21 protein-coding genes are annotated in these 25,073 nt (G+C 59.3%); 15 read left to right on the top strand and 6 right to left on the bottom strand.

The genetic code is table 11. The annotated features are described in order from the left end of the window. Positions 1–98 precede the first annotated feature (98 nt). The gene (locus CCGE525_RS25300; protein ID WP_120708618.1) at positions 99–1,136 is read left to right on the top strand and encodes a class I SAM-dependent methyltransferase; all 1,038 of its coding nucleotides are present in this window, start codon (positions 99–101) and stop codon (positions 1,134–1,136) included. Between the two features lie 129 nt (positions 1,137–1,265). On the opposite strand, the gene CCGE525_RS25295 is transcribed toward CCGE525_RS25300, so the two are convergent. Next, the gene (locus CCGE525_RS25295; protein WP_120707091.1) at positions 1,266–2,759 is read right to left on the bottom strand and encodes a sensor domain-containing diguanylate cyclase; all 1,494 of its coding nucleotides are present in this window, start codon (positions 2,757–2,759) and stop codon (positions 1,266–1,268) included. Positions 2,760–3,301: 542 nt separating this feature from the next. Between CCGE525_RS25295 and CCGE525_RS25290 the strand changes: the two genes are divergently transcribed. Together CCGE525_RS25290 and CCGE525_RS25285 are read left to right on the top strand one after the other, a co-directional pair. Next, the gene (locus CCGE525_RS25290) at positions 3,302–3,583 is read left to right on the top strand and encodes a DUF982 domain-containing protein (RefSeq protein ID WP_120707090.1); all 282 of its coding nucleotides are present in this window, start codon (positions 3,302–3,304) and stop codon (positions 3,581–3,583) included. A gap of 77 nt (positions 3,584–3,660) precedes the next feature. Beyond that, positions 3,661–4,131: an SRPBCC family protein gene (locus tag CCGE525_RS25285; RefSeq protein WP_120707089.1), complete on the top strand. Its 471-nt coding sequence runs from the start codon at positions 3,661–3,663 to the stop codon at positions 4,129–4,131. Between the two features lie 55 nt (positions 4,132–4,186). Here the strand turns inward: CCGE525_RS25285 and CCGE525_RS25280 are convergent, their stop codons facing one another. Further along, positions 4,187–5,674 (bottom strand): DUF1254 domain-containing protein, encoded by a 1,488-nt coding sequence (locus CCGE525_RS25280; RefSeq protein WP_120707088.1) that lies wholly within the window; start codon positions 5,672–5,674, stop codon positions 4,187–4,189. Positions 5,675–5,677: 3 nt separating this feature from the next. Then, positions 5,678–7,081: a DUF1254 domain-containing protein gene (locus tag CCGE525_RS25275; RefSeq protein ID WP_120707087.1), complete on the bottom strand. Its 1,404-nt coding sequence runs from the start codon at positions 7,079–7,081 to the stop codon at positions 5,678–5,680. A 249-nt stretch (positions 7,082–7,330) separates the two neighbouring features. Here CCGE525_RS25275 and CCGE525_RS25270 point away from each other — a divergent pair, with 249 nt between their 5' ends. From CCGE525_RS25270 to CCGE525_RS25225, 10 genes are all read left to right on the top strand, one after another. Next, complete coding sequence (locus CCGE525_RS25270; RefSeq protein WP_120707086.1) at positions 7,331–8,563, top strand: alpha/beta hydrolase; 1,233 nt, start codon at positions 7,331–7,333, stop codon at positions 8,561–8,563. Positions 8,564–8,750: 187 nt separating this feature from the next. After that, on the top strand, positions 8,751–10,388 hold the full coding sequence (locus CCGE525_RS25265) for an arylsulfatase (protein ID WP_120707085.1): 1,638 nt from the start codon (positions 8,751–8,753) through the stop codon (positions 10,386–10,388). A 67-nt stretch (positions 10,389–10,455) separates the two neighbouring features. Beyond that, positions 10,456–11,433 (top strand): AAA family ATPase, encoded by a 978-nt coding sequence (locus CCGE525_RS25260; RefSeq protein ID WP_120707084.1) that lies wholly within the window; start codon positions 10,456–10,458, stop codon positions 11,431–11,433. Continuing rightward, a complete protein-coding gene (locus tag CCGE525_RS25255; protein ID WP_120707083.1) occupies positions 11,430–12,380 on the top strand; it encodes a DUF58 domain-containing protein in 951 nt (316 codons plus the stop codon). Before CCGE525_RS25260 ends, CCGE525_RS25255 begins: the two co-directional genes overlap by 4 nt. After that, complete coding sequence (locus CCGE525_RS25250) at positions 12,377–12,904, top strand: DUF4381 domain-containing protein (RefSeq protein WP_342637451.1); 528 nt, start codon at positions 12,377–12,379, stop codon at positions 12,902–12,904. The genes CCGE525_RS25255 and CCGE525_RS25250 overlap by 4 nt, the downstream gene beginning before the upstream one ends. After that, positions 12,891–13,880: a vWA domain-containing protein gene (locus CCGE525_RS25245; protein WP_120707081.1), complete on the top strand. Its 990-nt coding sequence runs from the start codon at positions 12,891–12,893 to the stop codon at positions 13,878–13,880. Before CCGE525_RS25250 ends, CCGE525_RS25245 begins: the two co-directional genes overlap by 14 nt. After that, complete coding sequence (locus tag CCGE525_RS25240) at positions 13,877–15,430, top strand: VWA domain-containing protein (RefSeq protein ID WP_120707080.1); 1,554 nt, start codon at positions 13,877–13,879, stop codon at positions 15,428–15,430. The genes CCGE525_RS25245 and CCGE525_RS25240 overlap by 4 nt, the downstream gene beginning before the upstream one ends. Next, a complete protein-coding gene (locus CCGE525_RS25235) occupies positions 15,427–16,716 on the top strand; it encodes a BatD family protein (protein WP_120707079.1) in 1,290 nt (429 codons plus the stop codon). Before CCGE525_RS25240 ends, CCGE525_RS25235 begins: the two co-directional genes overlap by 4 nt. A gap of 141 nt (positions 16,717–16,857) precedes the next feature. After that, positions 16,858–17,817: a formylglycine-generating enzyme family protein gene (locus CCGE525_RS25230; protein ID WP_120707078.1), complete on the top strand. Its 960-nt coding sequence runs from the start codon at positions 16,858–16,860 to the stop codon at positions 17,815–17,817. Between the two features lie 13 nt (positions 17,818–17,830). Continuing rightward, complete coding sequence (locus CCGE525_RS25225; protein ID WP_120707077.1) at positions 17,831–18,844, top strand: HAD family hydrolase; 1,014 nt, start codon at positions 17,831–17,833, stop codon at positions 18,842–18,844. Positions 18,845–18,867: 23 nt separating this feature from the next. On the opposite strand, the gene CCGE525_RS25220 is transcribed toward CCGE525_RS25225, so the two are convergent. Next, complete coding sequence (locus tag CCGE525_RS25220) at positions 18,868–20,622, bottom strand: tetratricopeptide repeat protein (RefSeq protein ID WP_342637450.1); 1,755 nt, start codon at positions 20,620–20,622, stop codon at positions 18,868–18,870. Positions 20,623–20,745: 123 nt separating this feature from the next. Beyond that, positions 20,746–20,979 (bottom strand): hypothetical protein, encoded by a 234-nt coding sequence (locus CCGE525_RS25215; protein WP_245472289.1) that lies wholly within the window; start codon positions 20,977–20,979, stop codon positions 20,746–20,748. Positions 20,980–21,236: 257 nt separating this feature from the next. Here CCGE525_RS25215 and CCGE525_RS25210 point away from each other — a divergent pair, with 257 nt between their 5' ends. Further along, on the top strand, positions 21,237–23,213 hold the full coding sequence (locus CCGE525_RS25210) for a mechanosensitive ion channel family protein (protein ID WP_120707075.1): 1,977 nt from the start codon (positions 21,237–21,239) through the stop codon (positions 23,211–23,213). A gap of 139 nt (positions 23,214–23,352) precedes the next feature. Further along, entirely contained in the window at positions 23,353–23,559 is a 207-nt protein-coding gene (locus CCGE525_RS25205) for a hypothetical protein (protein WP_120707074.1), read from the top strand. Positions 23,560–24,114: 555 nt separating this feature from the next. Here CCGE525_RS25205 and CCGE525_RS25195 read toward each other — a convergent pair. Continuing rightward, positions 24,115–24,900: a transporter gene (locus CCGE525_RS25195; RefSeq protein WP_120708616.1), complete on the bottom strand. Its 786-nt coding sequence runs from the start codon at positions 24,898–24,900 to the stop codon at positions 24,115–24,117. Positions 24,901–25,073 lie beyond the last annotated feature (173 nt).

Here is a 25,073-nt window from a genome sequence, read left to right as displayed (position 1 = left end):
ACTCGCATTACTAGAAATACCCTCTTGACGAGTAAAATCCAATCGCGTTCTGTTGTCCACACGTTTGTGGTTAATGTTTCGTCAACCGAGGGTTCATGATGGCACAAGGCTTTAAGTTCGACGGCGAGAGTCTCATTGCACCTGGACAGATTTTTAGCCCGACTAAGCCAGACGGCCTTCCATCCTCGGAACAGATGATAATCGCCAAGGCGGAGCTTGCCCTCACGCTCGATTTATCCCTTCAACAAATCCGATCCAAAGTGGATCCTCATGCGATTGTGAGCCGACTGTCGCAGGCATTGCATCAGATCCGCCGCCGATTTCACGCCAATATATGGAGCGAAATTGCCTTCCTTGCGCAGAACCATCCTGTAGCTCAGTTCCTGCTTCAGGACCCATTCACGCGATGGTCATTCGATAAACCGCGTGGCTATTCAGGCGACGCGCATCTGCTCGACTTCATTTACGGTCATGCCATGGTGGAGGCAGAAATCGAGGCGTCCACCGAGCTGGGTAGAGCGATATATGAATACACCAAAAACGCGTCCTCATCGGTCGCCGTAAGAGAACGCCGCGATATCCTTGCACGGCGGGTGGATGAGCACGCCAAGGATCGACCAGGCTCGGTCGAAATCCTTGCGGTGGCGTCGGGTCATCTTCGTGAAGCGGCATTGTCAACTGCGCTCAGGGAAAGAAAAATCAAGCGCTGGATTGCACTCGATCAGGACCCGCTGAGTGTAGGAACGGTTGCGCGCGATTTTGCCGGAACTTGCGTCGAAGCCGTAGACGGTTCGGTTAAGAGCTTGCTTTCCAACAAGCACGCTCTCGGTCGTTTCGACTACATTTATGCTGCGGGCCTCTATGACTATCTCACCTTTCCAATTGCCGCCAGACTGACACGCAAATGCATTGAAATGCTCAAGCCCGGCGGCTCCTTCCTGTTTGCGAACTTCTCGCAGGAAATCGAGGTAGACGGCTATATGGAAGCGTTCATGAGTTGGCCTCTCCTCCTGCGTTCGGAAAGCGACATGCGCATGATTGCCGACGCGGGCACCCGCAACGCAGAGACAAAAGTGTCTGTCTGGTTTGGGGATAACCGCAACATCATTTATTGCGAGATTGCAAAGGCGGCCTAAGCGTCAGATACGCCTCTATCCGCAGCGCCTGCGTTCGATCGGCCAACCGACGGCATGCGGGTCACCGATGACTTCAGTGCCCCGAGCCGATTAAGGTTGTCGGCAACCGCGAGGTTTCGGCGCGCGGGCTCAGTTGCTTGCGTACGATGCGCCGGCGTGCTCGTCGCCGAGAGCCGAAACTGAACAATCCCCATCGCAGCGAGCCGCATGCGAGGCTCGCTTCTGATCGTACATCAGGATATCCGCGCGCTTCACGACGCTTTCCATCGCCTCTCCCGGCTCGCTCGTCGCAACGCCGATCGAGACACTTAAAGGTGCGCTCGAATAAAACTGATTGTTGATCTTCAGCACTTCGTGGATCGTCTCCACCATGGCATTTGCCACCTGCCTGTCCGCGCCTGGCAGCAAGATGGCGAATTCGTCGCCGCCGATGCGCGCGGCGTGGTTGGGTTGCGAGACGACACCGTTCAGAACTTCGCCAAACCGGCGCAAAAGTGCGTCTCCAGCATCGTGGCCGAGCGTGTCATTTGCGTCCTTCAGGCCGTTAAGATCCATAACGATTACGGAAACGGGCCGAAGTGTCTTTCGTTCGAGACGATTGAGTTCATCCATGTAGAACGCGCGATTATGAAGCTTTGTCAGCACATCGTGCTTGCCAAGGTATTCAAGATAGGCCTCCGCTTTCTTGCGCGCCGTAATATCGGTCAAGGCGACCTGTACACGCAACCAATTGCTCTCGTAGCCTGGGAAAACCGCAAAGTGGAGAAGAATGTGGCGAACCGTCCCGTCGAGCGCGTAGTTAACCACCTCCCTGTGATGAAACAGGTTTCCGTTCCAAAGCTCCATAAGCTGCTCGCGGAACGGCTTCTCCATGTCATCATGGAAAATGTCCCCGAGACGTTGAAGGAGCGTCTGCCGGTCAGGCGCGCAAAATAGGTCCAGCGTCGCCTGGTTGACGTCAATGACCTTGATCTCGCTCATGCACTGCCGGACGAACTCGGGGTGCACATCCGTGAAGGTGCGGAAATCCGTGATCCCCTGCTCGCGAACATCGTCGATGAGCATCTTGACGCCGCTAAAATCCTCTATCCAAAGAGAGACGGGCGAATGTTCGAAGATGCCTTCAGCGTAACGTCGGTTGATTACTTCTCCGCGTCGGGCGTTTTCGCGCGCCGTCACATCTTCAGTCGTCAGCAGTACTTTCCCGAGCGAATTCTCGAAACCAGGGAGCACAGAGCCGCGCAACTGGATGTCCAGCCGCTTGCCGGAAACCGCATAGTTCGCTGTGGCGCTGCTAAAATCTGTCTTGCCGTTCCATAGATCTGAAAGCTCGTTGACATGCGTCTCCAGCATATCGTCGCGAAAAACATGCGAGAGATTGGCGATGAGATGGTCCAGGTCGTCCGCCTCGAAAAGCTCAAGCGTCTTGCGGTTGACGCTCAAAACCCTGATTCGCCGTGAACATTCGGCTACCCGGCTCAAATCCTCGCGCAAGAATGCGCTGATGTCATCGACGCCGTGAGCGCGCCATTGATCGAACAGTGCCTTCACCTCGCTGAAATCCTCGATCCACATCGCGATGGGCGCAAGTTCAAAGATGTCGGATTCAAACACGTCGCTCATGGGTATGTCCATCCTGTCCACATCTGTCTTTGCGCACGCCGTTTGCCGGTCGCCAGATACTTACGCAAGTTTTGCTCGATTACAGCGCGCCCGTTACTCTCAACCGGCTGGCGAAACGCAGGTGCCTGTCGAAAACAGGGGTACTGTTCTTCGAAACGGCGTCAAGCCGAGTTTCAGCATTTTTTGATAGATGCGCATAACTTCCACTTTATTTGCCGCACGCACCGCGGACAATGCCGCAGCTTAAGCCTGTCGCATTCGTCACGGTAACAGGCTCAAGGTCTCCAGACGAGCGGCCGCGCGCTATGGCTCTTGGCGAATGTTCGAACATCTTATAGGACGATGCAGGGCGAAGAATTTCGCGCAGTCGCGCGATATTCACGCGAGCCCTTCTGCGATATCTCGCATCGCGATGAACATCTTCCCCAGTAGTATGCGGCCTTAGATGGCGGAACTTTAGCGCGGTCCATGCGTAGACTGTCCGAGATCACCACTATAGCTTTCTTCCACCGCGCCCGATCAACGGAAGTATTACAGTCAGTATGTGTGATAATATCTATGACCGAGTTTGGGCGAGGCCCATTAGTGTCGATCTTCCAAAAATCGGCAGGATTGTCATTTCCACCGCACGAGAGGCTGCGGACTGCTTGTTGGACCATTGGCCAGAGGATCACAGCCACGCATACGACGAGGCCTTGCGCATCTGCCTGGATGTCTATGAAGGAAATGAGATGCCGGAGGCAGCGAGGGCGGCGTTTATACGGGCTGCCAGGACGGTGGCGGTTCCCGTGATATTCTTGGAACCGCGGGGAAGCGACCAATAGATATAGCATTCCGCCACAGTGCGCTCCGGGAATGCCGGGCGGATATGTCGGAAACCAGATTTGCAGGGGGGATAACAATGACAACCGAAAGCTCTGATCTCACAATTTCCCGGTACATAGGCGCTCCGCGCTCCGCAGTGTGGAAGGCATGGAGCGACCCCAAACATTTCGAACAATGGTGGATTCCTGCGCCTTTGCGATGCAAGGTGGTCAAACTGGACCTACACCCGGGCGGCGGCATCGAGACGCTGATGCGCGAAGGCGATGGTGAATTTGAGCCGCATGTAGAGGGCTGCTTCCTCGAGATTGTGCCCGAGCAGCGCCTGATCTTCACGACATCCCTCATCGAAGGCTGGCGCCCCGCCGAACCGTGGTTGGCGCTCACCGCGATCATCACGTTGATGCCCGAAGGTATGGGCACTCGCTATATGGCTCGCGTGCTTCATAAGAATGCCGCCGACGGTAAGAAGCACGAAGAATTGGGCTTTTACAGCGGATGGGGTGCCACAATCGATCAATTGGCTGATGTGGCGGAACGGCTAATCTGATATCAGTCCGCCCCTCGCGGTCGCAGCCATTGGCGCGTCGCGTGTCAGTACATTTTCAATCCCGGCGCTCGATATCCGGCAAGGTCCAGCTCTTGTCGAAGAAATGTTCGGTAGGCCCGTACCAGCGGAAATAGGCGAACCATCCCCGGCCCGGTATCGTCTTCACCCAGTTGCCTCCCTCCTTTGATGCTTTGGGACCGAAGTGGATGTCGACAGAACCGTCCGTGTTCGTCTGCAGCTTGTCATTGCTTGAAACGCCCGCCTTCATCGTATCCGTCTTGACCATCGATCGCGTCAGAACGTCATAAACGGTCACCGCCCAGAACTCCTTGGCGGGCACGTCTGCGGGAACGTGGAGAGTATAGTCTTCTCCTCCGTCGAGCCATGCTCCATCCTTGTCCTTGGCGGCACTCATATACTGCGAGCCGGCGCCGACAATGGTTTTCACCATGCCTTCCGCGACCGTGATCGCCTCGAAGGTGTAGTCCGTCCGCTCGTCAAGCTGGCTGTAATCCGCCGCCTCCTGGTTCGGATTGAGGGTCAAGACCCATTCCCAATGCGTTCCGGGATAGGACGATGCGTTTGGTAAGCGCGGAGCCATGCTGATCGTCTGAGCCATCAGGAAGCCGACCTGGGCAGCATCCGTCAGTATCTTCTTCTGGCGAGCGTCCGGCTCGAAGGGTTTCCCCTTTTCGATACCGAGCGGCTTGAGCATTGCGTGAAAGAACCGGTCGCGCTCCTCGACCGGTTCCTTGTCCAGAACGTCGGCGAGCAACTGCCAATATTCAAACCCTCTGGGCGCGATGGAATCCATAGGCCGGTCAGCAGCGTGGACCACGTTGGTTGGCGGAGGATCGGCCGCCTTCGACAGTGGGTAGACTTTGATACCGGCCAGCGTCTTGACCGCCGACGCGACATCGCCATCCTTTACGAAGGCCCGCCCGACGAACATGGTCTGGTTCGTCTTCGATTTCGCAGCCAGGTAACCGTCCGGGACGACGCCCGTGTAGTCCGGTGGTAGCAGGAGGAATTTGCCACCCTTTCCCTTGTCTGGCCCGAACGGGCCGACTTCCACTACGGGACGCTGCCAGAAATCGTCGATGACGCCGTACGCCCCCTCGGGGGAGTCGATCACCACCGGCCCGTCGCGTCCGAGATCGGTAAAGACGACGGCGTAGATGGTGGTGTTATTGGCCGTCAACGCACTGATTGCGGGAGTGGTATAGCCGTCGACCAGGCCGACATCATTGTAATCCACGCCCCAGTCGCGTTTGTTGGCTCGCCGGACCGCCTCCATCGCCGCGATCGGTGTCGCCCAGATGTAAGCCTGGGATGCGCGCTGGAAATCGATCTCGTCATAGAGCTTCTTCACCGAGCCGGCGCTGGGGTAGCCGCTCTGCAGCTCGATCCGTCCGATGGGGGTATCGACGCGTCCGCTGAGGACATCCTTGGCATCGGCCCCGCCTGTGATGAACAGCACTGCCACGCCGAGGGCCGGAAGAAACTTGTTGAGCATGCGCGTTGTCCCCAGCCGATTTTCCATTGGTTATTTCCTCACCAGCTCGACATCCGTGAGCACCCATGTCTTGTCGAAGAGCGCCTTCGTCGGTGCGTAGAGACGGAACATCAGCTCGAAGTCGCGCTTCGCATCGGTCGGTATCCAGTTCGTCTCCCTGCCCTTGGGCGCCTTCGGTCCGATGAAGATGTCGACCGAGCCGTCGGCGTTTTTCTGCAGATCGGCGATTTGCGACGAGCGGCTGGCGTGGGGCATGTTAAGGATCAGCGCATGCGTTTCGCGATCATAGGCGGTCAGCGACCAATATTGCTCCACCGGGACGTTGGCCGGCACGTTCAGGCGATAGGTCTTCGAGCCGTCAAACGGATGGCCGTTTTTGTCTTTGATTGCGATCAGATAGAACTGGCCCGCTCCAAGGCGTTTAATGCCGATATAGGCATAACTGTAGGTGAGACCGCGAATATCGACAGGATAGGCATCCGGCTTGTCGAATGACGCCTGCGCCGCCTTCACAAGTTCGGGGTCAACGGGGAAGTTCCAGTGGCCACTCTCAAAAAAGGGCTTGAAACTGGTATCGTATTTCGCCTCCAGCCATTCGCGCGCCTCGTGGATTCCGGTTTCAAGCTCCTTGCTTGTCGTCGCGTCCGGCTCGAAGGGCTTGCCTTTCTCGATGCCCAGCGACCTGAGCTGATCGATCATGGCCCGATCGCGCGGCAGCCAGGGTTCGGTCTGAACGATCCGGTCCAGAGATTGGAAGAAGCTGGTGTCATACTTGATCGTGGAGTCGAACAAGACGTCTTTGGCGTCGGTGAATATGGTCTCCGGCGGCGAGGCAGCCTGCGACAGTGGATAGACTTTCAATCTCTTGCCGTAGGCGACAGACTTTTCGATATCGGCGTCGCTATGGCTAGCGAGATTGGAGCGCAGAAGCGCGTAGCCGCCATAGGTGTCCGAAGCGAGCGGGATGTAGCCGTCGGGAACCTTGTCCTTGTAGCCGGGCGGCAGGACCAAGTACTTTCCGCCCTTGCCGTGGTCGGCGCCAGATGGTCCGGCGTCCTCAAGCGGCATCTGCCAGACGTCGACGATATTGCCGTTGATCGACCCTCCCTCGGCCGGAGGCACCTCGATGACGACCGGCCCGACGTCCTTTGTGTCGGTGAAGACCATCAGATAGATGGCGTCCGGATTGGGTGTCAGGGTCTGATTGTGCCAATCAAGAGGGCGCGACCAATAGACAATCTGGTTCACCTCACCGCTCGTTTTGGTGACCATCTCCTGGAGCATGAGGTCGTAATTGACTGCCGGAATACCCCAGACGACCGCCTCCACAGCACGGCGCTCGATCGTGCGTTTCGCCAGCTCCTCAGGCGAGAAGGCGGCAGCAGCCGATGCCATCGCCATCACTGCCATTGTCGCCAAAAGCATTCTTCTCATGCGCCGACCTCCTGCCGATCGCACACCGAGCGACAGGATCGCGCAACCCCGCAGGACGCATAAGTACGTTACTGTAAATGCGAGCGTAAATGCTTTGAGTTGCGGCATGTCTGACGGACACGCCTCACTGGCATCGGCAGCGGTGATTTCAAGGCGATACCGCGCGCTTCATCGCTGTAATTTACCGTAAAGTACTTAACCAAACGCCCGTGCCGCTTATGGTGAATCCGAACGACCGACGGAGCGCCGATGCGGAAGAAGTTTGTGCTTGCAATTCTGCTGCTGCTATCCGGCTGCGGGCATCCAACTGGTGTGATGACGCCCGTGACGCTGACGGCGACCACGCCCAAAACCGCACAAGTCGACATGCTCGTGGCGACGACCCGCCAGCCCTCCGGCAATCCTGCAACGCTGTTCAACGGTGAGCGCAGCCCCAAGCCCTCTCTGACAGATATCGCGGTCTCCATTCCGCCGAAGCGCCCGGTCGGATCGGTGCAGTGGCCGAAGAAGCTTCCTCCCAATCCCGCCACCGACTTCGCCGTCACCCATGTCAAAGAGCTCTACACGGTTCCCGAGGGCCGCGCGTGGTTCCACCAGCACACTGAAGGCGGCCACGCGATCGTCTTCATCCATGGTTACAACAACACCTACGAGGATTCGGTCTTCCGCTTCGCCCAGATCGTCCATGACAGCGACATGCACGCGACGCCGATCCTCTTTACCTGGCCGTCGCGCGCCCGGGTCGCCGCCTACGTGTACGACAAGGAAAGCGCAAATTATTCCCGCACGGCCCTTGAACAAGTGCTGAGAGTCCTGGCCCAAGATCCCGAGGTCAAGGACATCACGATCCTCGCGCATTCGATGGGCACCTGGCTCGCGATGGAATCGCTTCGGCAAATGGGCATCCGCGACGGGCACGTGGATCCGAAGATTCACAATGTCATCCTCGCCTCACCGGACCTCGATATCGAAGTCTTCGCCAAGCAATTCGTTGAGATGGGAGAGCCGAGGCCGAAGTTCACGCTCTTCGTTTCACAGGACGACCGCGCGCTTGCGGCGTCCAGATTCATCGCGGGCAACGTTGGACGCCTGGGCGGGATCAATCCGGCCGAAGAGCCTTACCGCTCCCGCCTGGAGAAGGCGGGCATCACCGCCATCGACCTCACCAAGGTCAAGACCGGCGACAGCGCGAACCACGGCAAGTTCGCCGAAAGCCCTCAGATCGTTCAGCTCATCGGCCAGCGGATTATGACGGGTCAGCCGCTGACCGATTCCCAGGTCTCGCTCGGAGAAGGTGTCGCCGCCGTTGTCGGCGGCACCGTGAAGACGGTAGGCACCGTCGCCGGCACGGCCGTCGCGGCACCGCTGATGATCACCGAACAGCCCTCACGTCCGAAAGAACAGCCGTCACGTCCACAAACTGCTGCAGATGTGGATGAGACGCTACGGTCAAGTCCCGAGTCGAAACCCCTGACACCCTGACCGCGGATTTACGTCCCTGATACATCTCGCAACCCCACGTTTACAGTAACGTACTTCCGCGCAAACGCCAAAAGTAGAAGTCTCTCCTGGTCGAATGACAACGATCCAGTTTCGGCGGCGGCCAGGCCCTGCCCGATCACAAGGAGAGCGAAATGTTGAACGACCATAATTGGGCGGGGAGGATGTGATGCGCACGGCCTTCTCGCGACGCCTTCTCGGCGCCACCGCAGCTTTCGCGATGACGCTTGGCTCAGTATCCCTCGCCGCCTCTTATGTTCAAGCGCAGGAGACGGCACCGGCTGCTGCTGCGCCAGCGCAACCGTCAAGCGATGCCGGCTCGAGACCGAACATTCTTGTCATCTTCGGTGACGATATCGGCCAGACGAATCTCAGCGCCTATTCCTTCGGCGTCATGGGCTACCGAACACCGAACATCGACCGCCTCGCCAAGGAAGGCATGATGTTCACCGACTACTACGCCGAAAACAGTTGCACGGCAGGGCGTTCGACCTTCATTACTGGCCAGGTCTGCCTGCGCACCGGCCTTTGCAAGGTTGGGATCCCCGGCGCCACGGTAGGAATCCAACCCCGCGACATCACCATCGCACAGGCACTGAAGCCGCTCGGCTACGCAACCGGCCAGTTCGGCAAGAACCACCTCGGCGACCGCAACGAATTCTTGCCGACGAACCATGGCTTCGACGAATTCTTCGGCAACCTTTATCACCTGAACGCCGAAGAGGAGCCTGAAAGACCATATTATCCCAAGGATGATCAGGATTTCGTCAAGTCGAACTCTCCCCGCGGCGTCATTCACTCCTTCGCCGACGGCCGTGTCGAGGACACCGGCGCACTGACGGCAAAACGCATGGAGACGGTCGACGACGAGACGACCGCGGCAGCGATAGATTTCATGCAGCGGCAGGTGAAGCAGGGCAAGCCCTTCTTTACCTGGATGAACACGACCCATATGCACTTCGTCACCCACGTCCGCCCCGAATACAGGGGCCAGAGCGGGATGCCCGGCAACGACTATGCCGACGCGATGATCGAGCATGACAATGACGTCGGTAAACTTCTGAAAATCCTCGATGATCTGAACGTCGCCGACAACACGATCGTGCTGTACACGACGGACAACGGACCGAACCAGTTTTCATGGCCGGACGCGGCGACGACACCCTTCCGTAGCGAGAAGGACACCAACTGGGAAGGCGCCTTCCGCGTGCCTGCATTGATACGCTGGCCGGGACACATCAAGGCGGGTCAAGTTTCCAACGATATGATGTCGGGCCTTGATTGGTTTCCGACGCTGCTGGCTGCGGCCGGCGACACCGACATCAAGGATCGCCTCCTCAAGGGAACATCCATCGGCGGCAGCCAGTTCAAAGTCCATCTCGATGGCTACAATCAGCTACCTTATCTGACCGGGCAGGAACCGAAGTCAGGGCGGCATGATTTCTATTATTTCAACGATGACGGACAACTGGTGTCCTACCGCTACGACAATTGGAAGATTGTCTTCTGCGAGCAGCGCGCTCCGGGCGGCCTGCAAGTGTGGGCCAATCCATTCACCTGCCTTAGAGTGCCGAAGGTGTTCAATCTTCGCATGGATCCTTATGAACGCGCGGACGTAGTTTCCGACCAATATTATGACTGGCTGGTGAAGAACGCCTATCTCGTCCAATACGGCATCTGGAGAGTGGCACCGTTCCTGCAGACATTCCGGGACTATCCGCCGAGCCAGCGCCCGGCCAGCTTCAGCATCGATCAAATGATCGAAGCGCTGATGTCGTCCCTCCAGCAGAACCCCAGTGCTCAATAATCCAAACGAACCGAATGGCGCGGTCCCGACCGCGCCATTCCCATCGGTAGCAACGACTGGATCCGCCATGACAGCACGTGACGACATCCTTGAGCTCGGCAAACGCATCAGCGAGTCGATCATCGGCCAGGAGACGATGGTGGAGCGGCTTCTGCTCGGGCTTCTCGCAAACGGTCATCTGCTCGTGGAGGGTCTGCCCGGCCTTGCAAAGACGAGGGCGATCAAGAGCCTGGCGAAAAACCTCGATTCCGAGCTTTCGCGTGTCCAGTTCACACCCGACCTGCTTCCCGCCGACATTACCGGATCGGAGATCTATTTCAGCGAAAGTGGCAAGAGCGAGTTCAAATTCCAGCAGGGACCGATCTTCGCCAATTTGATCCTCGCCGACGAGATCAACCGCGCCCCCGCCAAGGTGCAGTCCGCCCTGCTCGAAGCCATGGAGGAGCGGCAGGTCACGGTCGGCGGGAAGAGCTATTCGCTTCCAGCCCTCTTCATGGTCATGGCGACGCAGAATCCGATCGAGCAGGAAGGCACCTATCCGCTGCCCGAAGCCCAGCTCGACCGGTTTCTGATGCACGTTCGGGTGGGCTATCCCGACGAGACGTCGGAAGCAGCGATCATGCGACTGAACCGTGACGAGGAGAACGAGGCACACCGCGACGGCAAGCCCGCTGCCCCGCAGAAGCTCAATCCGCAGGCCGTATTCGAGGCCCGCAAGGAAATTGGAGCGATCACCGTTTCGGATCCCGTCGAGAAATACATGGTCGCCCTGGTCTTCGCCACCCGCTATCCCGACCGCTACGACAAGGACCTGGCCAAGCTGCTGCAGGTTGGCGTCAGCCCGCGTGGCGTCATCGGTCTCGACAAGGTATCGCGCGCCCATGCCTGGCTGAAGGGACGCGACTATGTGACGCCCGATGACGTCAAGGCGATTGTCAACGATGTCTTCCGCCATCGGCTGATCCTTTCCTATGAGGCGCATGCCTCGAGCACCTCGGCCGACCAGGTCGTCGACCGGATCACTGAGCGGGTGGCTGTCTCATGAAGACGTCCGCGAACATGGACGGCATCTACGTGACCACCGAAGGTCTGGTGACACTCGAAGGGCGTGCGCGCGACCTGGCATTCGTTCAGAAGGCACGCAGCCACCAGCAGCTTGCCGGGCGCATGCAATCCTCGATGCGTGGCCGCGGCCTGACCTTCGAGGAACTTCGAAACTATCTACCGGGCGACGACATCCGCTCGATCGACTGGCGCGTGACGGCCCGCACGAACAGGCCGGTGGTTCGCGTCTACGACGAGGAGAAGGAGCGTCCCGCGATCCTCGTCGTCGACCAGAGGATCAACATGTTCTTCGGCAGCAGGCTGGCGATGAAATCCGTCACTGCCGCGGAGGCTGCGATGCTCTGCGCATGGCGCATCCTCGGCTCGGGCGACCGCGTCGGCGGCTTCGTCTTCAACGATACCGACATCGACGAGGTCAAGCCGCACCGCAGCCGCAACGCCGTCATCGCCTTTGCCGACAGATTGGCGAAGCAGAACCGTAAGCTGAGCGTAACCTCGGCCACCCCCCCTGCACCGGAACAGTTCGATGTGGTTCTCGGCACGGTGGCGAATATTGCCCATCACGACCATCTGGTCGTCGTCATTTCCGACTTCGACGGCCACACGGCGCGGACACGCGACCTGTTGCTCAAGCTCTCAACCCATAACGACGTAATCTGCCTGCTTGTCTACGATCCCTTCCTGCTCGAATTGCCGAAGTCCGGCGACATCGTCGTCAGCGGCGGCCGCCTGCAGGCAGAACTTGCCTTGCGGCAGTCGGACGTCCGCCGCGCCATCGACAGGTTCGCGCGCAATCGTGGACGCGAGCTTCGGGCCTGGCAGCGCAAACTCGGCCTTCCCATGCTTCCGGTGTCGGCGGCGGAGGAGACCGCTCCTCAGCTGCGGCGCCTGCTCGAACAATCCGCCTGGCGGCAGCGGAGGCGATGATGGAACAGCAAACGTCACAGCCGGATCCGATGACAGAAGCGGCGTTGCGCTCGCTGCACGACATCTCCATGCCGACGCCTGTCTCCTGGATGCCCCAGACCTGGGGCTGGATGGTCCTTGGGCTGATCTTTCTTGCGGGGCTGACGCTCGCGTTCCTGCTTTGGCTTCGGCATTACCGCGCCAATGCCTACCGGAGGAAGGCGCGGCGTATCCTTGACGGGATCGAAATCAGGATTCGCAATCCCGAAACTCGTCAGGACGCTATCCATGAACTTGCCGGTCTTCTGAAAAGGACCGCGCTGGCGGCATGGCCCCGCGACGAGGTCGCCTCTCTGTCCGGGCAAGCATGGGTCCGATTCCTCGACGGTCACGCCGAGGGCGGTGCCGGGCATATGCTCGCGCTGCTGCTCGACGACGTCGAATACCGCAACGATGCGAACATCGACGGATTGCCGCAGAACGATGGCGACGACATCGCCGCGGCCGCTCGCAGATGGATCGAGCGTCATCATGTATCAGCTTGACCTTCCATGGCTGCTATTCCTTCTTCCGGTGCCACTGCTTGTCCGGTGGCTGCTGCCTCCGCACCGCCAGACGTCGGCATCCGTGCGCCTGCCCTTTTTCGAACAGGTCGCCAAAGCGGCCGGCGTACGTCCGACGGAAGGATCCATCGTCATGCGGCGGACGCGGCCGCAGTTCATCTGCGAGAGCGTTGCCTGGTGTCTGATCGTTCTCGCGCTGGCCCGGCCCCAGTTCGTGGAACCTCCGATCGAGAAGATCGAACCGCAGCGGGACATACTGCTTGCACTCGATCTGTCGCAGTCGATGGACACCAAGGATTTTCATGCGCCAGACGGAACGATCGAGGCGCGCGTGGATGCGGTCCGCACGGTTGTCGCCGATTTCGTCGCCAGACGATCGGGAGACCGCATCGGCCTGATCGCCTTCGGCGACGCGGCCTACCCGCTCGCGCCGTTCACGATGGACCACGAGCTCGTCCGGACAATGATTGCCGATACCCTGCCGGGAATCGCGGGGCCGCGGACGTCGTTGGGCGACGCGATCGGGCTTGCGATCAGGATGTTCGAAAAGACGACGGTTCCGGAAAAGGTGCTGGTCGTGCTCACCGACGGCAACGACACCGCCAGCAGAATGCCACCGGTCAAGGCGGCTGATATCGCAAGGTTGAAAGGCATCGTGATCCATGCGGTCGGCATCGGCGATCCCGAAGCAACCGGAGAAGACAAGCTCGATACGACGACACTCCAGCAGATCGCGCATGACACCGGCGGGCGCTACTTCTTCGGAGCCGACCAGTCGGACCTCGCGGCAATCTACAATGTCCTCGACCGGATTACGCCCGAGAGCCAGAAGAACCTCTCATGGCGGCCGCGTATCGAATTGTTCCATTGGCCACTGGCTACCGGCATCGGCTTGCTCTCTACCTACTACATCCTATCCGGCTTCGCGGGGGTCATGCGCAGGAGGATTGCAGCATGAGCGCGGACTTCCACTTCATGCGGCCCTGGCTGTTGGTTAGCCTTGTCCTTCCGGTCGCGGTGCTGTGGTTGTCGTCCCGATCCGGCGACGTCCGAAATCAGTGGAAGGTAATAATTGCCCCGCACCTGCTCGACCGGCTGGTCGTCGATGTCACCGAAGGACCGAGTATCCGACCGTCATGGGTACTGGCCGGTATCCTCACTGTAGGTATATTGGCGGCGGCGGGTCCGGCCTGGGAGCGGGAGCGACCTCCGTTCGTCGAAGATACAGCTCCGCTGATCATCGCTGTAGACCTTTCCCCCACGATGGATGCCATCGACGTCACGCCCTCGCGGCTCGAACGGGCAAAGCTGAAGATCCATGATGTCATCGCCTCCAGAAATGGTGCGCGCACGGGCATCATCGCCTATGCCGGATCGGCCCATCTCGTCCTGCCGCTGACCGAGGACGCGTCCCTCATTGAGACCTACATCGACGCGCTCGCCACCCGCATCATGCCGGTCTCCGGGAAGGACACGGCAAAGGCCCTGAAGCTTGCCGAGGATATGCTCGCGCAGGAAAGCGCGACCGGAACCATCCTCTTCATCACCGACGGTGTCGAACAGACTGCATTCGAAGCCTTCAAGCAAAACACTGGAAGCGGCATCGTCGTGCTCGGCGTCGGCACGGCTGAGGGTGGGCCGGTGAAGACGCCGGACAAAGGATTCCTCAGCGAGGGTGGAAACCGAGTCCTGGCCAAACTCGATGTCGATGGCCTGCAGAACTTGCATAGGTTGACCGGAGCCGACGTAGCGACAGCGACGGCCGACGACACCGATATCCGCTGGGTCTCACAGCGGATCCGATCGAACTTCGCCGAGAAGAAGGCGACCGAAGGCGATCGGTGGCGCGACATGGGCTGGTGGCTCGTCGTGCCGGTGGTGGTCGCTCTCGCGCTGAGTTTTAGGCGGGGCTGGGTGGTGCGGACCGGAGTCTTCCTTCTTGCCCTGAGACTGCTTTCACCTGGCGACGCGGGGGCAGCCGAATTCACGGATATGTGGCTGACGCCGGATCAACAGGGCCGCCTGGCATTCGAACGCGGCGACTTCGCGGGTGCGGCATCGCATTTTTCCGATCTGATGTGGAGAGGAGTCTCTTTCTACCGGGCAGGAAAGTTCGCGGACGCAGTCGACGCCTTCGCCTCCGTCGACACGGCCGAGAGCTGGTACGATCAAGGGAACGCCTTTCTCCATCTGTCGAGGTTCGAGGAGGCGGTCGCCGCATTCGGCAAAGCGCTCGATAAGCGGAAGGACTGGCCCGACGCACAGGCAAACCTTGTGATCGCCGAGCGGCTTCTGGAGGCACAGAAGGACAAGGAGCAAGAGGAGCAGCAGGACCCGAACGAAAAGCCGGACAGCGTGCAGTTCGATGATAAGGGCAAAAAAGGCAAGGAAGGACAGATCGATATCGCAGAGCAGACGTCGGAGATGTGGATGAAGAATCTCCAGGTGAGCCCGGCCGATCTTATGGCGCGAAAGTTCTCGCTCGAAATACAGAAGAGGAAGCCATGAGGTTGCTGGTGGTACTCTTCTGGCTGGCGACATCCGGCATCGCTGTCGCAACCGAGCCGTTCGCGCAGGTCGCAGTCGAGGGTGGCGGACAGATCGTCCCCGGCCAGCAGGTGCACATTGCCATTGACGTCTTCGTGCCCAACTTCTTCACGTCGCCACCGCAATTTCCGCTTTTCAATGTCCCGAATGCCCTCGTGACGTTGCCGGAAGAACGAGCACAGAACCTTCTGCGGACGGTGGATGGCGTGCAGTATTCCGGGATCAGCCGGCGCTATGCCGTCGTGCCGGAGACCGCCGGAACCTTCACCCTGCCGGAGATCGAGATCGAACTCGGCTACTCGCAGGACGGAAGGCCGGTGAAGGCGACAGTATATGCGCCTTCCACGAGCTTCCAGGTCGCCGCAACGGCTGATGGAGCGGCTGCGGCGCCGGGCTTTGCCGCGCGCGCGTTGACGCTGATGCAGTCTTTCGACCGGGACCCGTTGACGCTCAAGGCGGGTGATGCACTTGTCCGAACCATTACTGTCTTCGCCGAGGATACACAGGCGATCATGATCCCGCCTGTCGACGTCGGAACGGCGCCCAATCTGCGGCAATATGAAAAGCCGCCGAAGGTCGAAGACGGCATTAAAGCCGATCGTGAGACAGGCAGCCGGCGCATCCAGATCGTGGTTTATACCGCGCAGACCACGGGGATTTTCGACATCCCCTCCCTCTCCTATCCCTGGTTCGATGTCAGCGATCACACTTGGAGGTCGGCAACGCTACCTGCGGTGAAAGTCGTAGTCGCTGCGGCAGCCGCGACGCGTCAGGTAACTACGCCCGACCTTCAGGACGACCAGTCCAGGCTGCTGGGAAATCCACTCTGGCTCATGATCGCATGCGTCGCCGTCTTTGTGCTGCTTGTCATATTCTTTCGGCCTGCACGTCGAGTGGCCCTCCGGCTTACGGACCGGATTTCTGAGATCGACCAGAGGCGACGGCTCTCCGCTCGGCACCAGCTTGGACAGTTGCGTCAGACGATCCGGACGGGCAATCCCATGGTGATCTATGCCGGACTGCAGGCATGGTCCGCAAAGCTCGGGCATCGGACACTAGCGGACTGGCTCTCGTCGGAGAACTCGCCCGAACTCTCCCGCGAGGTTTCCCTCCTTGCGGAAGGGCTGTTTCGAGGAAAGGCCGAAGTCGAGATCGACAGAAAACGTCTTGCCCGCCTTGTCGGAATACGCGGTTCATCCACCAAGTCCAGGACAAAGCCTATCCTGCCGGATATCAATCCAGTTTGACCCCAATGGGCGGATGGAAGGGCGGCTGCCAGGAAAACCTTGTCAACATCGTTACGTCGTTGACGCCGGAATTTACAGTAACGTACTTCCCCTTCCACCCGCCAGGCGCGAAACTACGGCCTTCGATATTCGGAGGCTGTAATGGCATTGCCATTCGAAAGGGAACCTGCGAAGGCACCGGAAGGCATGGTCTGGATTCCCGGCCGCACCTTCGCCATGGGCTCGAACGACCACTATCCGGAAGAGGCTCCCGTCCATTCCGTCGCGGTCGATGGCTTCTGGATCGACGACACGCCTGTCACCAACCGGAAGTTCATGGAGTTCGTGAAGGCCACGGGATACGTCACGTTCGCCGAGAAAACTCCCGATCCTAAAGACTATCCGGGCGCACTGCCGGAGATGCTGAAGGCTGGATCCCTCGTCTTCACCATGCCGAAGACCATCAGCGGTACCGATATTGGTCAATGGTGGACGTTCAAGTTCGGAGCAAACTGGCGGCGGCCGCTCGGAGGGTTGAGCGATCTTCGAGGTAAGCTTGATCATCCCGTCGTCCATATCGCTTATACCGACGCAAAAACCTACGCGGAATGGGCTGGGCTCGATCTGCCCACAGAGGCCGAATGGGAGCTGGCCGCTCGCGGTGGATCGGATGATACCGAATATGCGTGGGGCGATGAGCTGATGCCGGGTGGCGTCGCCATGGCCAACACCTGGGCTGGCACCTTCCCAACGCACTCCACCAAGCCGAAAGGCCGCGAACGCACTTCGCCTGTCCGATCTTTTCCGCCGAACGGCCACGGCCTTTACGACATGATCGGCAATGTCTGGGAGTGGACGTCAGATTACTGGTCGACACGGCATCCGGAGCCAGCCGCCAAATCCTGCTGCATCCCGAGAAATCCGCGCGGCGGCGATATCGAACAGAGCTACGATCCCAGGCAACCGCAAATACGGATACCGCGCCGCGTGCTGAAGGGTGGGTCGCACCTCTGCGCGCCGAATTACTGCCGCCGGTACCGACCTGCCGCCCGCCATGCCGAGCCTGAGGATACCTCGACGAGCCATGTCGGCTTCCGATGCGTGAAAAGAGTTCTCGCTTAAGAGGAGAGTTCCGATGAGAAACCGCTTGAAGGCTTCCGACGCGATCTTTGCATCGCTGCTCGTCGCACTGGTCATGCTGATCGCAGGCGCATTATCTCCGGGGCTAGCACAGGAAGCGCTGCCGTCTTGGAACGATACGGCCGCGAAAACCCGGATCATGGACTTCGTCAAAGCAACCACGACGCAGGGCGGAGAAGGCTATGTTGCCCCCGAGGACCGCATCGCCGTCTTCGACAATGACGGTACGCTCTGGGTGGAGCAGCCGTTCTACACCCAGCTCGGCTTTGTGTTCGACCGGGTCAAGACATTGGCTCCGGACCACCCGGAGTGGAAAGAGCAGGCACCATTCAAATCCGTCCTTGCCGGAGACCTGAAGGGCGTCGCCAAGAGTGGCGAGAAAGGTATTGTCGAGTTGGGCATGGCAACGCATGCCGGCATGACCACCGACCAATTTTCCAAGATCGTCACTGATTGGTTTGCGACCGCGAAGCATCCGAAGACGGGGAAGCTCTACACGGAGATGACCTACGTGCCGATGCGAGAGCTTCTCGACTATCTGCGCGCTAACGGCTTCAAGACCTACATCGTCTCCGGCGGCGGCGTAGAGTTCATGCGTCCGATAACGGAAAAGATCTATGGCATTCCACCGGAACAGGTCGTGGGCAGCACGATCACCACGGAATACGCCCTGGTTGACGACGTTCCAGTTCTCAGGCGGCTGCCGAAGATCGATTTCGTGGACGACGGCCCAGGAAAACCAGTCGGCATCAACCAGTTTATTGGCAGAAAGCCGATTTTCGTGGCCGGCAATTCGGACGGCGACTACGAAATGCTGCGCTGGGTGACCGCGGCCAAGGGACCCGGCTTCGCCATGCTGATCCATCATACCGATGCCGAGCGCGAATATGCCTACGACCGGCAATCGTCATTCGGCAAACTGGACAAGGCCTTGGACGAAGCCGAACGGCGGAACTGGCTGGTCGTCGATATGAAGGCTGACTGGCGAAAGATCTTCGGGTGGGAGTAACCCGCAGGGTCGGCGTTGACGTTTCAGAATGCGCTCGCCAAGCCTTCGGAGCTCAGGTGAGCGCCAGCCTTCCGTAACCCCTCCTCCATGGAGGCAACCAATGCCTGCTGGTAGCGCCTGCCTGCGATCAGGCTGCGAAAGCGCGTTTCGAAATCTGGATTCTGGCTGCGGAGCTGCGCCAGCCGTTGTGCCGCCGCATCCGATCCCAGCTGGCCGAGCGACGCGGCCCGAAGCGCTCTGACAACGAAATCGCTGCAGTTTACCTGCTCGGCAAGCAGCGAGGCTTCCGACCAATTACCTCTTCGATAGGCATCCAATGCAAGCACGAGCAGGGCATCGTGCGGAACGACATCCACCGACTTTGCAGACCCTTCCGCCATCGCGGCGGCCGCCTGCCAGTAACCGGCCGCGAAGAGGATCATCCCGAGCTTGGCTGCGGCGTCGGGATTGTTGGGATTGAGAGCCAACGCATGGTTTCCGGCGCTTATCGCAGTCTGGATGCGTCCCGCGTGGAACTGCGCCATCATGACCGCGATCTGCGCGCGGTCCGAGAGCGGTGCAAGCGACACGGCGCGATCGGCGAGTGTGAGCGCGCGAGCTACGGTCTCTTCCGGAACAACGCTCCCCTCCTTCGCGACGAGCACGCGCGACAGCGTTGCGGCGGCATCGGCATTGGACGGCTGCGCTGCCACCATTTGTTCGAGACAGCCGGAGGTTCCTGCGATGTCCGAGGGGCTGCCGTCGTCGAGTTCGTATTCCGCTCTCAAGATGCAGGCATTTCCAAGCGCTCCGATCGCATTCTGGTGGATCTCGATGCTGTTGATCACGCCGCGGGTCGTGGCGAACCGCCGCGACAATGCCGCGATTAGCTCGCCGCTTACCGCCTGCGGGCTCTTCCCATCTCCTTCGACCTTCTCGAGCCCGGCCTTCAGAAGGTCTCCGGATCCCGAGTCGACGATCTGCCACCACACGCTTCGGTCGCCATCTTCACCGTAATACTTCATGTCTATGCGGTACGACCGCCCTGGTTGATCACGCGACGCGGGTGTTACCGATCCGGTGGCGCCGTCCTCCGATGTCACCGTCAGAGTCTGGAACTGGGTCAGCGCCGTGATCAGCATGTCGCGTGTCAGGGTCGCCTCCCCCTCTAACCGCTGATCGGCCGCCGAGATGATGACCGAGACCGCTGGCTTCGTGGTAAACACGGGACGGGTGTAGAGCCACACGGCAGTCGCGGCCGACAACGCCACGCAAAGCATTGCCGCGGATGACAACGGGATAATCCATTTTTTCGATCGTGCGGCGGGGCCCACCGCCGGCGTTGCCGTTTCTGTCGGCGTCACAGAATATGCTCTCTCTGCTTCCTGCCCGCCGTGTCCCACGGCCGCCCCGCTCTCCGCAGGCTCATCCGCCGCCGCCTTCGAGAACACGACGACGTACTTCCCCTTTGGCAGGTCGATCGAAACCCAACCCGGCTGTCGGAAAGCTTCATAATAGTTCGCGACCGCAGACCGCAGGCGACTGACTTCTATCCGCACGATGGGGTCGAGAGAGGGCTCGAAGCTGCTTGATCTGCCAAGCACGTCTATCGCGATCGAGTAGGCCTTGACGCCATCGTCATGTCCATCGAAATGCCGCTCGGCGAGGTAGCGCAGTATGGCGCACTGGCGCTCCGTTGCGTGGAATCTGGTGTCAGAAAGAAGCCGCTCGACTTCAGCGCGCGCCTCGGTTTCCTTGACCTCGCAGTCCCTCGTACCATGTTCCTCAGCGCGCATCATAGCCCCCGCTACGCTTGGTCCAAGTCCATCAGAACAAATGAATATATTGCTCAGATGACGAGCGGTTGCAAGACAAGATGCCAACAAAACCGAAACGTGATCTTTTTCGGTCGCCTCTCCGCCTTATTTTGGTACGTCCGGGCTATGTTCGAGACAATATTCGATGACTTCGTTTTCGACCTCCCTGCAGATCGTCTCATATTCGAGGATCATCGGACGGGCGTTGCCGCCTTTCTCCTTGAGCAGGCGCTCCAGTGTCACGCTTGCGTCCTCGTAGGCTTCAAACAGATCCTGAAGCGCGGAAGATTTGGCGCCAAGAATCTGAAGGCGGCCACGCATCGCCGGCAGCTTTAGCATCAGCCTCCAAAGTCCCCGCCGGGCGGCCCCTTCCTGCGGGTTCGTGCTACCCGTGCCCATAGACCGTTCTGCCCTCCATTCGAGTTCAAGGAAGACATCCTATGCGGTCTCGCGATTTCCGTAAGTACGTTACAGTAAACGCCCATGATCGTCCTCGATCGGCTGAATGTTACGCCCGAATTTACCGTAGCGTACTGGCGTAACGGAAGAATTCGTGATCTCGTTTCCGTCGGAAGCGGCAGAGAAGGGGACGAAACATGAGATGGGTGGCAACGGTCCTTTTCGTTTTACTTTTCTCGATAGCGGCGCATGCACAGACCACACCCTCCGCTCAACCGAAGATCGATGATCTGGTGCGCCTTCTGCAGGACCCGGATGTTAGGGCATGGCTGGAAAGCCAAAAGCCGAAGAGCGAAACAATGCCCCCGTCCGCAGCGGCCAAATCGGATCTGGAAAATTGGGACAACCAGACCCGCGACCGCATTCATACCGTCATATCTGCGCTCCCCCGCATACCCTCCGAGATTGCGGCCGCGTCCGCGCGAACGAGGTCCGACGCTATATCCCACGGTTACGCTCCGGTTATGGCCATCTTCGCGGTTCTGGTCGCCGTCGGCGCCGCAGCGGAGCAGCTATTCCTGCGGATCCGTGCGGTTCGGTTCGCCAAAGCGCCCGGCGCCATCGCCGCCGCCGGAGCCAAGCTGCTTCCCGTGGTTGTCTTTGCTTTTGTCATCGCTGTGATCTTCTTTGCCTTCGATTGGCCGCCGCTGGCACGCATCGCGCTGCTCACATTCCTAATCGCCTTCGTGGCCTATCGCTTTCTATCCGTGCTTGCAGCGTTCGGCGTCGAGAGCGATCGACTGCTCCGACGCGCACGTCTCTTCTTGGGCATTCTCGTATTCGCCCTGGCCATCAGAAGCCTTGGCGAGCCGCTAGGTGTCGATCCTACCGTCTCGATGGCGATCTCCTATTGCTTTTCCGTAGTGCTCCTGCTGATCGGAGTGGAAGCCGTTTGGCGGACTTCCACGAAATCCCGCGTCATCAAAGGCGCCCTGAGCCTCTGTCTCGTCGGTATCTGGGTGCTTTGGTGTCTTAATCTCAAGGGCCTGTTTTGGATTGGACTCTATGCGCTCACTTTGCCCGGTATCTTGAAGGCCGTCGGGCGATCGATCGAAGGAGCGATTTCCTCCGAAGACGGCTCCCGCCAGAACCGCGTCCGGAGCATTTTCCTGGTCCGCGGCAGCCGCGCAGTTGTTGTCGCGTTAGCGGTGGGGTGGCTGGCGGTTGTCTGGCAGTTCAATCCCAGCTCAGTTGCACATCAGGACCCCACGATAGCTGCCATCGTCTACGGCCTTTTAAAGAGCGTCGTCATTCTTCTGGTCGCCGATCTCATTTGGCATATCACCAGGGCCTTCATAGACGATAAGCTCCAGACATTTTCCGCCGATCCCTCCGCTCATGGCGGTGAGGCCGCGAGCGAGCACCGCATTGCTACTCTCCTGCCGATCTTCAAAAATGCGCTTGCGGTTTTCGTACTGGCGGCGGCAGTACTCACGGTCCTTGCCCAATTGGGCGTTCAGATCGGTCCGCTGATTGCTGGAGCCGGCGTGTTCGGCGTGGCCCTGGGTTTCGGATCACAGACGCTCGTCAAGGACGTCATAAGTGGCATCTTCTACATGTTGGACGATGCTTTCCGGGTCGGCGAATACATACAAAGCGGCAGCTACAAGGGCACTGTCGAGTCCTTTAGCCTCCGCTCAGTCAGATTACGCCACCATCGCGGTCCGATCTTCACTGTGCCTTTCGGCTCCCTCGGCGCGGTCCAGAATATGAGCAGAGACTGGGTCATCGACAAGTTCATGCTCCGCGTGCCCTTTAACACCGACGTCGCCAAAGTGAAGAGGCTGGTGAAAGGCGTCGGCGCCGAATTGCTGGCCGATGAAGAACTCGCACCCTTCATCATCGAGACGGTGAAGATGAAGGGGGTCGAACAGATCGGCGATTTCGGGATGGAAATAAGCTTCGCATTCACCACCGCTCCTGGACATCAGTCCGTAATCCGCCGCCGCGCCTACACCATGATCCGCGACGTCTTCATGGCGAACGGAATCGAATTCGCGACGCCAACCGTTCAGGTCGGCGGCGAGGAGAAGGCCGCCGCCGCTGCCGCCGCCTCAGCCACCGCCACCGCGATCAAGGCGGAGCAGGCGAAGGCCGCCGCATCGGAGGGCTGACATGGCAATCGTCGACACCGGGCAGGCTCTCTTACCTGCGCTCCTTCCGCTATTAGTAGTAGTCGCGTCTTGTACCTCGCACGCTCAGTCCGGACCGATTGTGAAGCGGTTGTTGCTTCTCTAGTCTATGGAGGTCGCTATGTGGTTCCCAATTCTCGCCCGCCTGCCGTTCGCAGTGGCAGGAATTATTGCGGGCTGGTTCGTTGCCGAAGGCACGCTGCGTTACGACGTCGTGCAGCTCGGCATCGCGCTCGTGATGCTGGCGAGCTTTATCGCTGCGATGATCTACGGACCGACCGTGTGGCGGTGGTTCGGGATCCGGCGCGGACCGGACCATCGTCCGTAGGTCTCTATGGATCGACGCTGGAGCCAGGTGCCGATCCGAACGGCAAGGAGGCTGCTGCGGCCGAATCTGGTGTCATGCCTCGGGCGGAACCGTACGCTCCCGGCACTCACGCGGTACCCCGTCGCTAGAAGTATCGCGCCCGCGGAAGGCAAAATACTCAAATCGATCATGAAAAACCAGAACATCTCCCCCAATCCTAGTAATCTTTCCAAGACCGAATGAATTAATCAAACCTAGCCAAATATTTCTCTATGAAAGTATTTACGAAAACGGTAATATATTCATGCGTTAAGGTGCCCCCTACCCTATATAACGCGCAATGGAGTCGATGCTCCGTGCCCTCCGTCTGCCCCCGGACGGAGGGCAACTTTATGATGGCTGAGGATTGCCGATGCTCGCGATCGGCGCGCAGAATCTGCCGGCCGGCCTTCAGATTGGTCGTGACCTTGCCATTCAATTCAGCCTGCTTGCCTTGAGGATTGACGCCACGAGATCGCGCTCTGATGATACCATCAGGCGTCAAACTCGACCTTTCAGTTTTCGCCCGTCGGGACCTTACTTCGGAAAGAGGAAAGTCATCGCCACCCGGAAGCCCCATCCCTCCGGCCCGTTATCCGGGGCCGCGGCCCAGTAGCGCGCGCCTGCCTGGAAGCTGACAGGCTGCTTGCCGAACTTGACGAGCTTCGCTACCTGAAAGTTGATCGGGACCGACCATTGTTCGCCTTTCCAATCGTAAGTGCTCTCAGTGTTAAGGGTGAAGGTCCAGGCATCGGATGTCGTGTAGGAGACGAAAGGCTGCAAGAAGGTTGAGCTAACGTCAGGCCGGTTTGCCTCGCCCGCCACCGACCAGATGTGGTTGGCGAGCGCCCCGACGGTCCACGGGCCTTCCTGCTTGAGGACTACGGCGGTCGGACCGAGGCCGAACTTGCCGCTGCCAAGCAGATCGTCGGTCGCCGTCGGTATCAGGAACGCGGGACCTGCACCCCAGATGATCCCGCCCGCCGTCGGTTCCTTAGGAGAGAAGAAGAAGCTCTGCGTGATGTCGCCCAACCCAAATTGACTGCCGGACGGACCTGCGATGTTGTCCTGCCAGATGACGGGAAGGATGGTGCGGGATATGACGTTCCAGTTCTCATTGATCGAAAACGGGATGACGGGCTGGATGTTGAGGGTCTCGCGGTTGCCGTTGTTGGGGCCGAAGCCACGATCGTAGTTGAACTGGAACGGCACGCTGATCAGCGATGCCACGGGATTGCTCAGCTTTTTTGCCAGATCGCTATTCGCCTCTTGGGCGTTCGTGATGCCAGCACTCGCGATCGTCGCGCAGGGCACGAAGATCATGGCCAAATGCAATTTCATTGCGTCCTCCAACTTCAATTCACGACGGGCCCACGAAATCCGCTAGAACTGCACCGCGACGTCTTAAAAGGCCCCCGTTGCAAGGCGTCGAAGTAGAAAGTCGCACTGTAATCAACCTTTGCTTGATTTAGAATAGGATTGTTATCGCGATCGTA

The organism is Rhizobium jaguaris (assembly GCF_003627755.1).
In the GTDB taxonomy this organism is placed as follows: domain Bacteria; phylum Pseudomonadota; class Alphaproteobacteria; order Rhizobiales; family Rhizobiaceae; genus Rhizobium; species Rhizobium jaguaris.
Note: the sequence above shows the minus strand (reverse complement) of the source record. Positions and strands in the feature narration are given on the sequence as shown.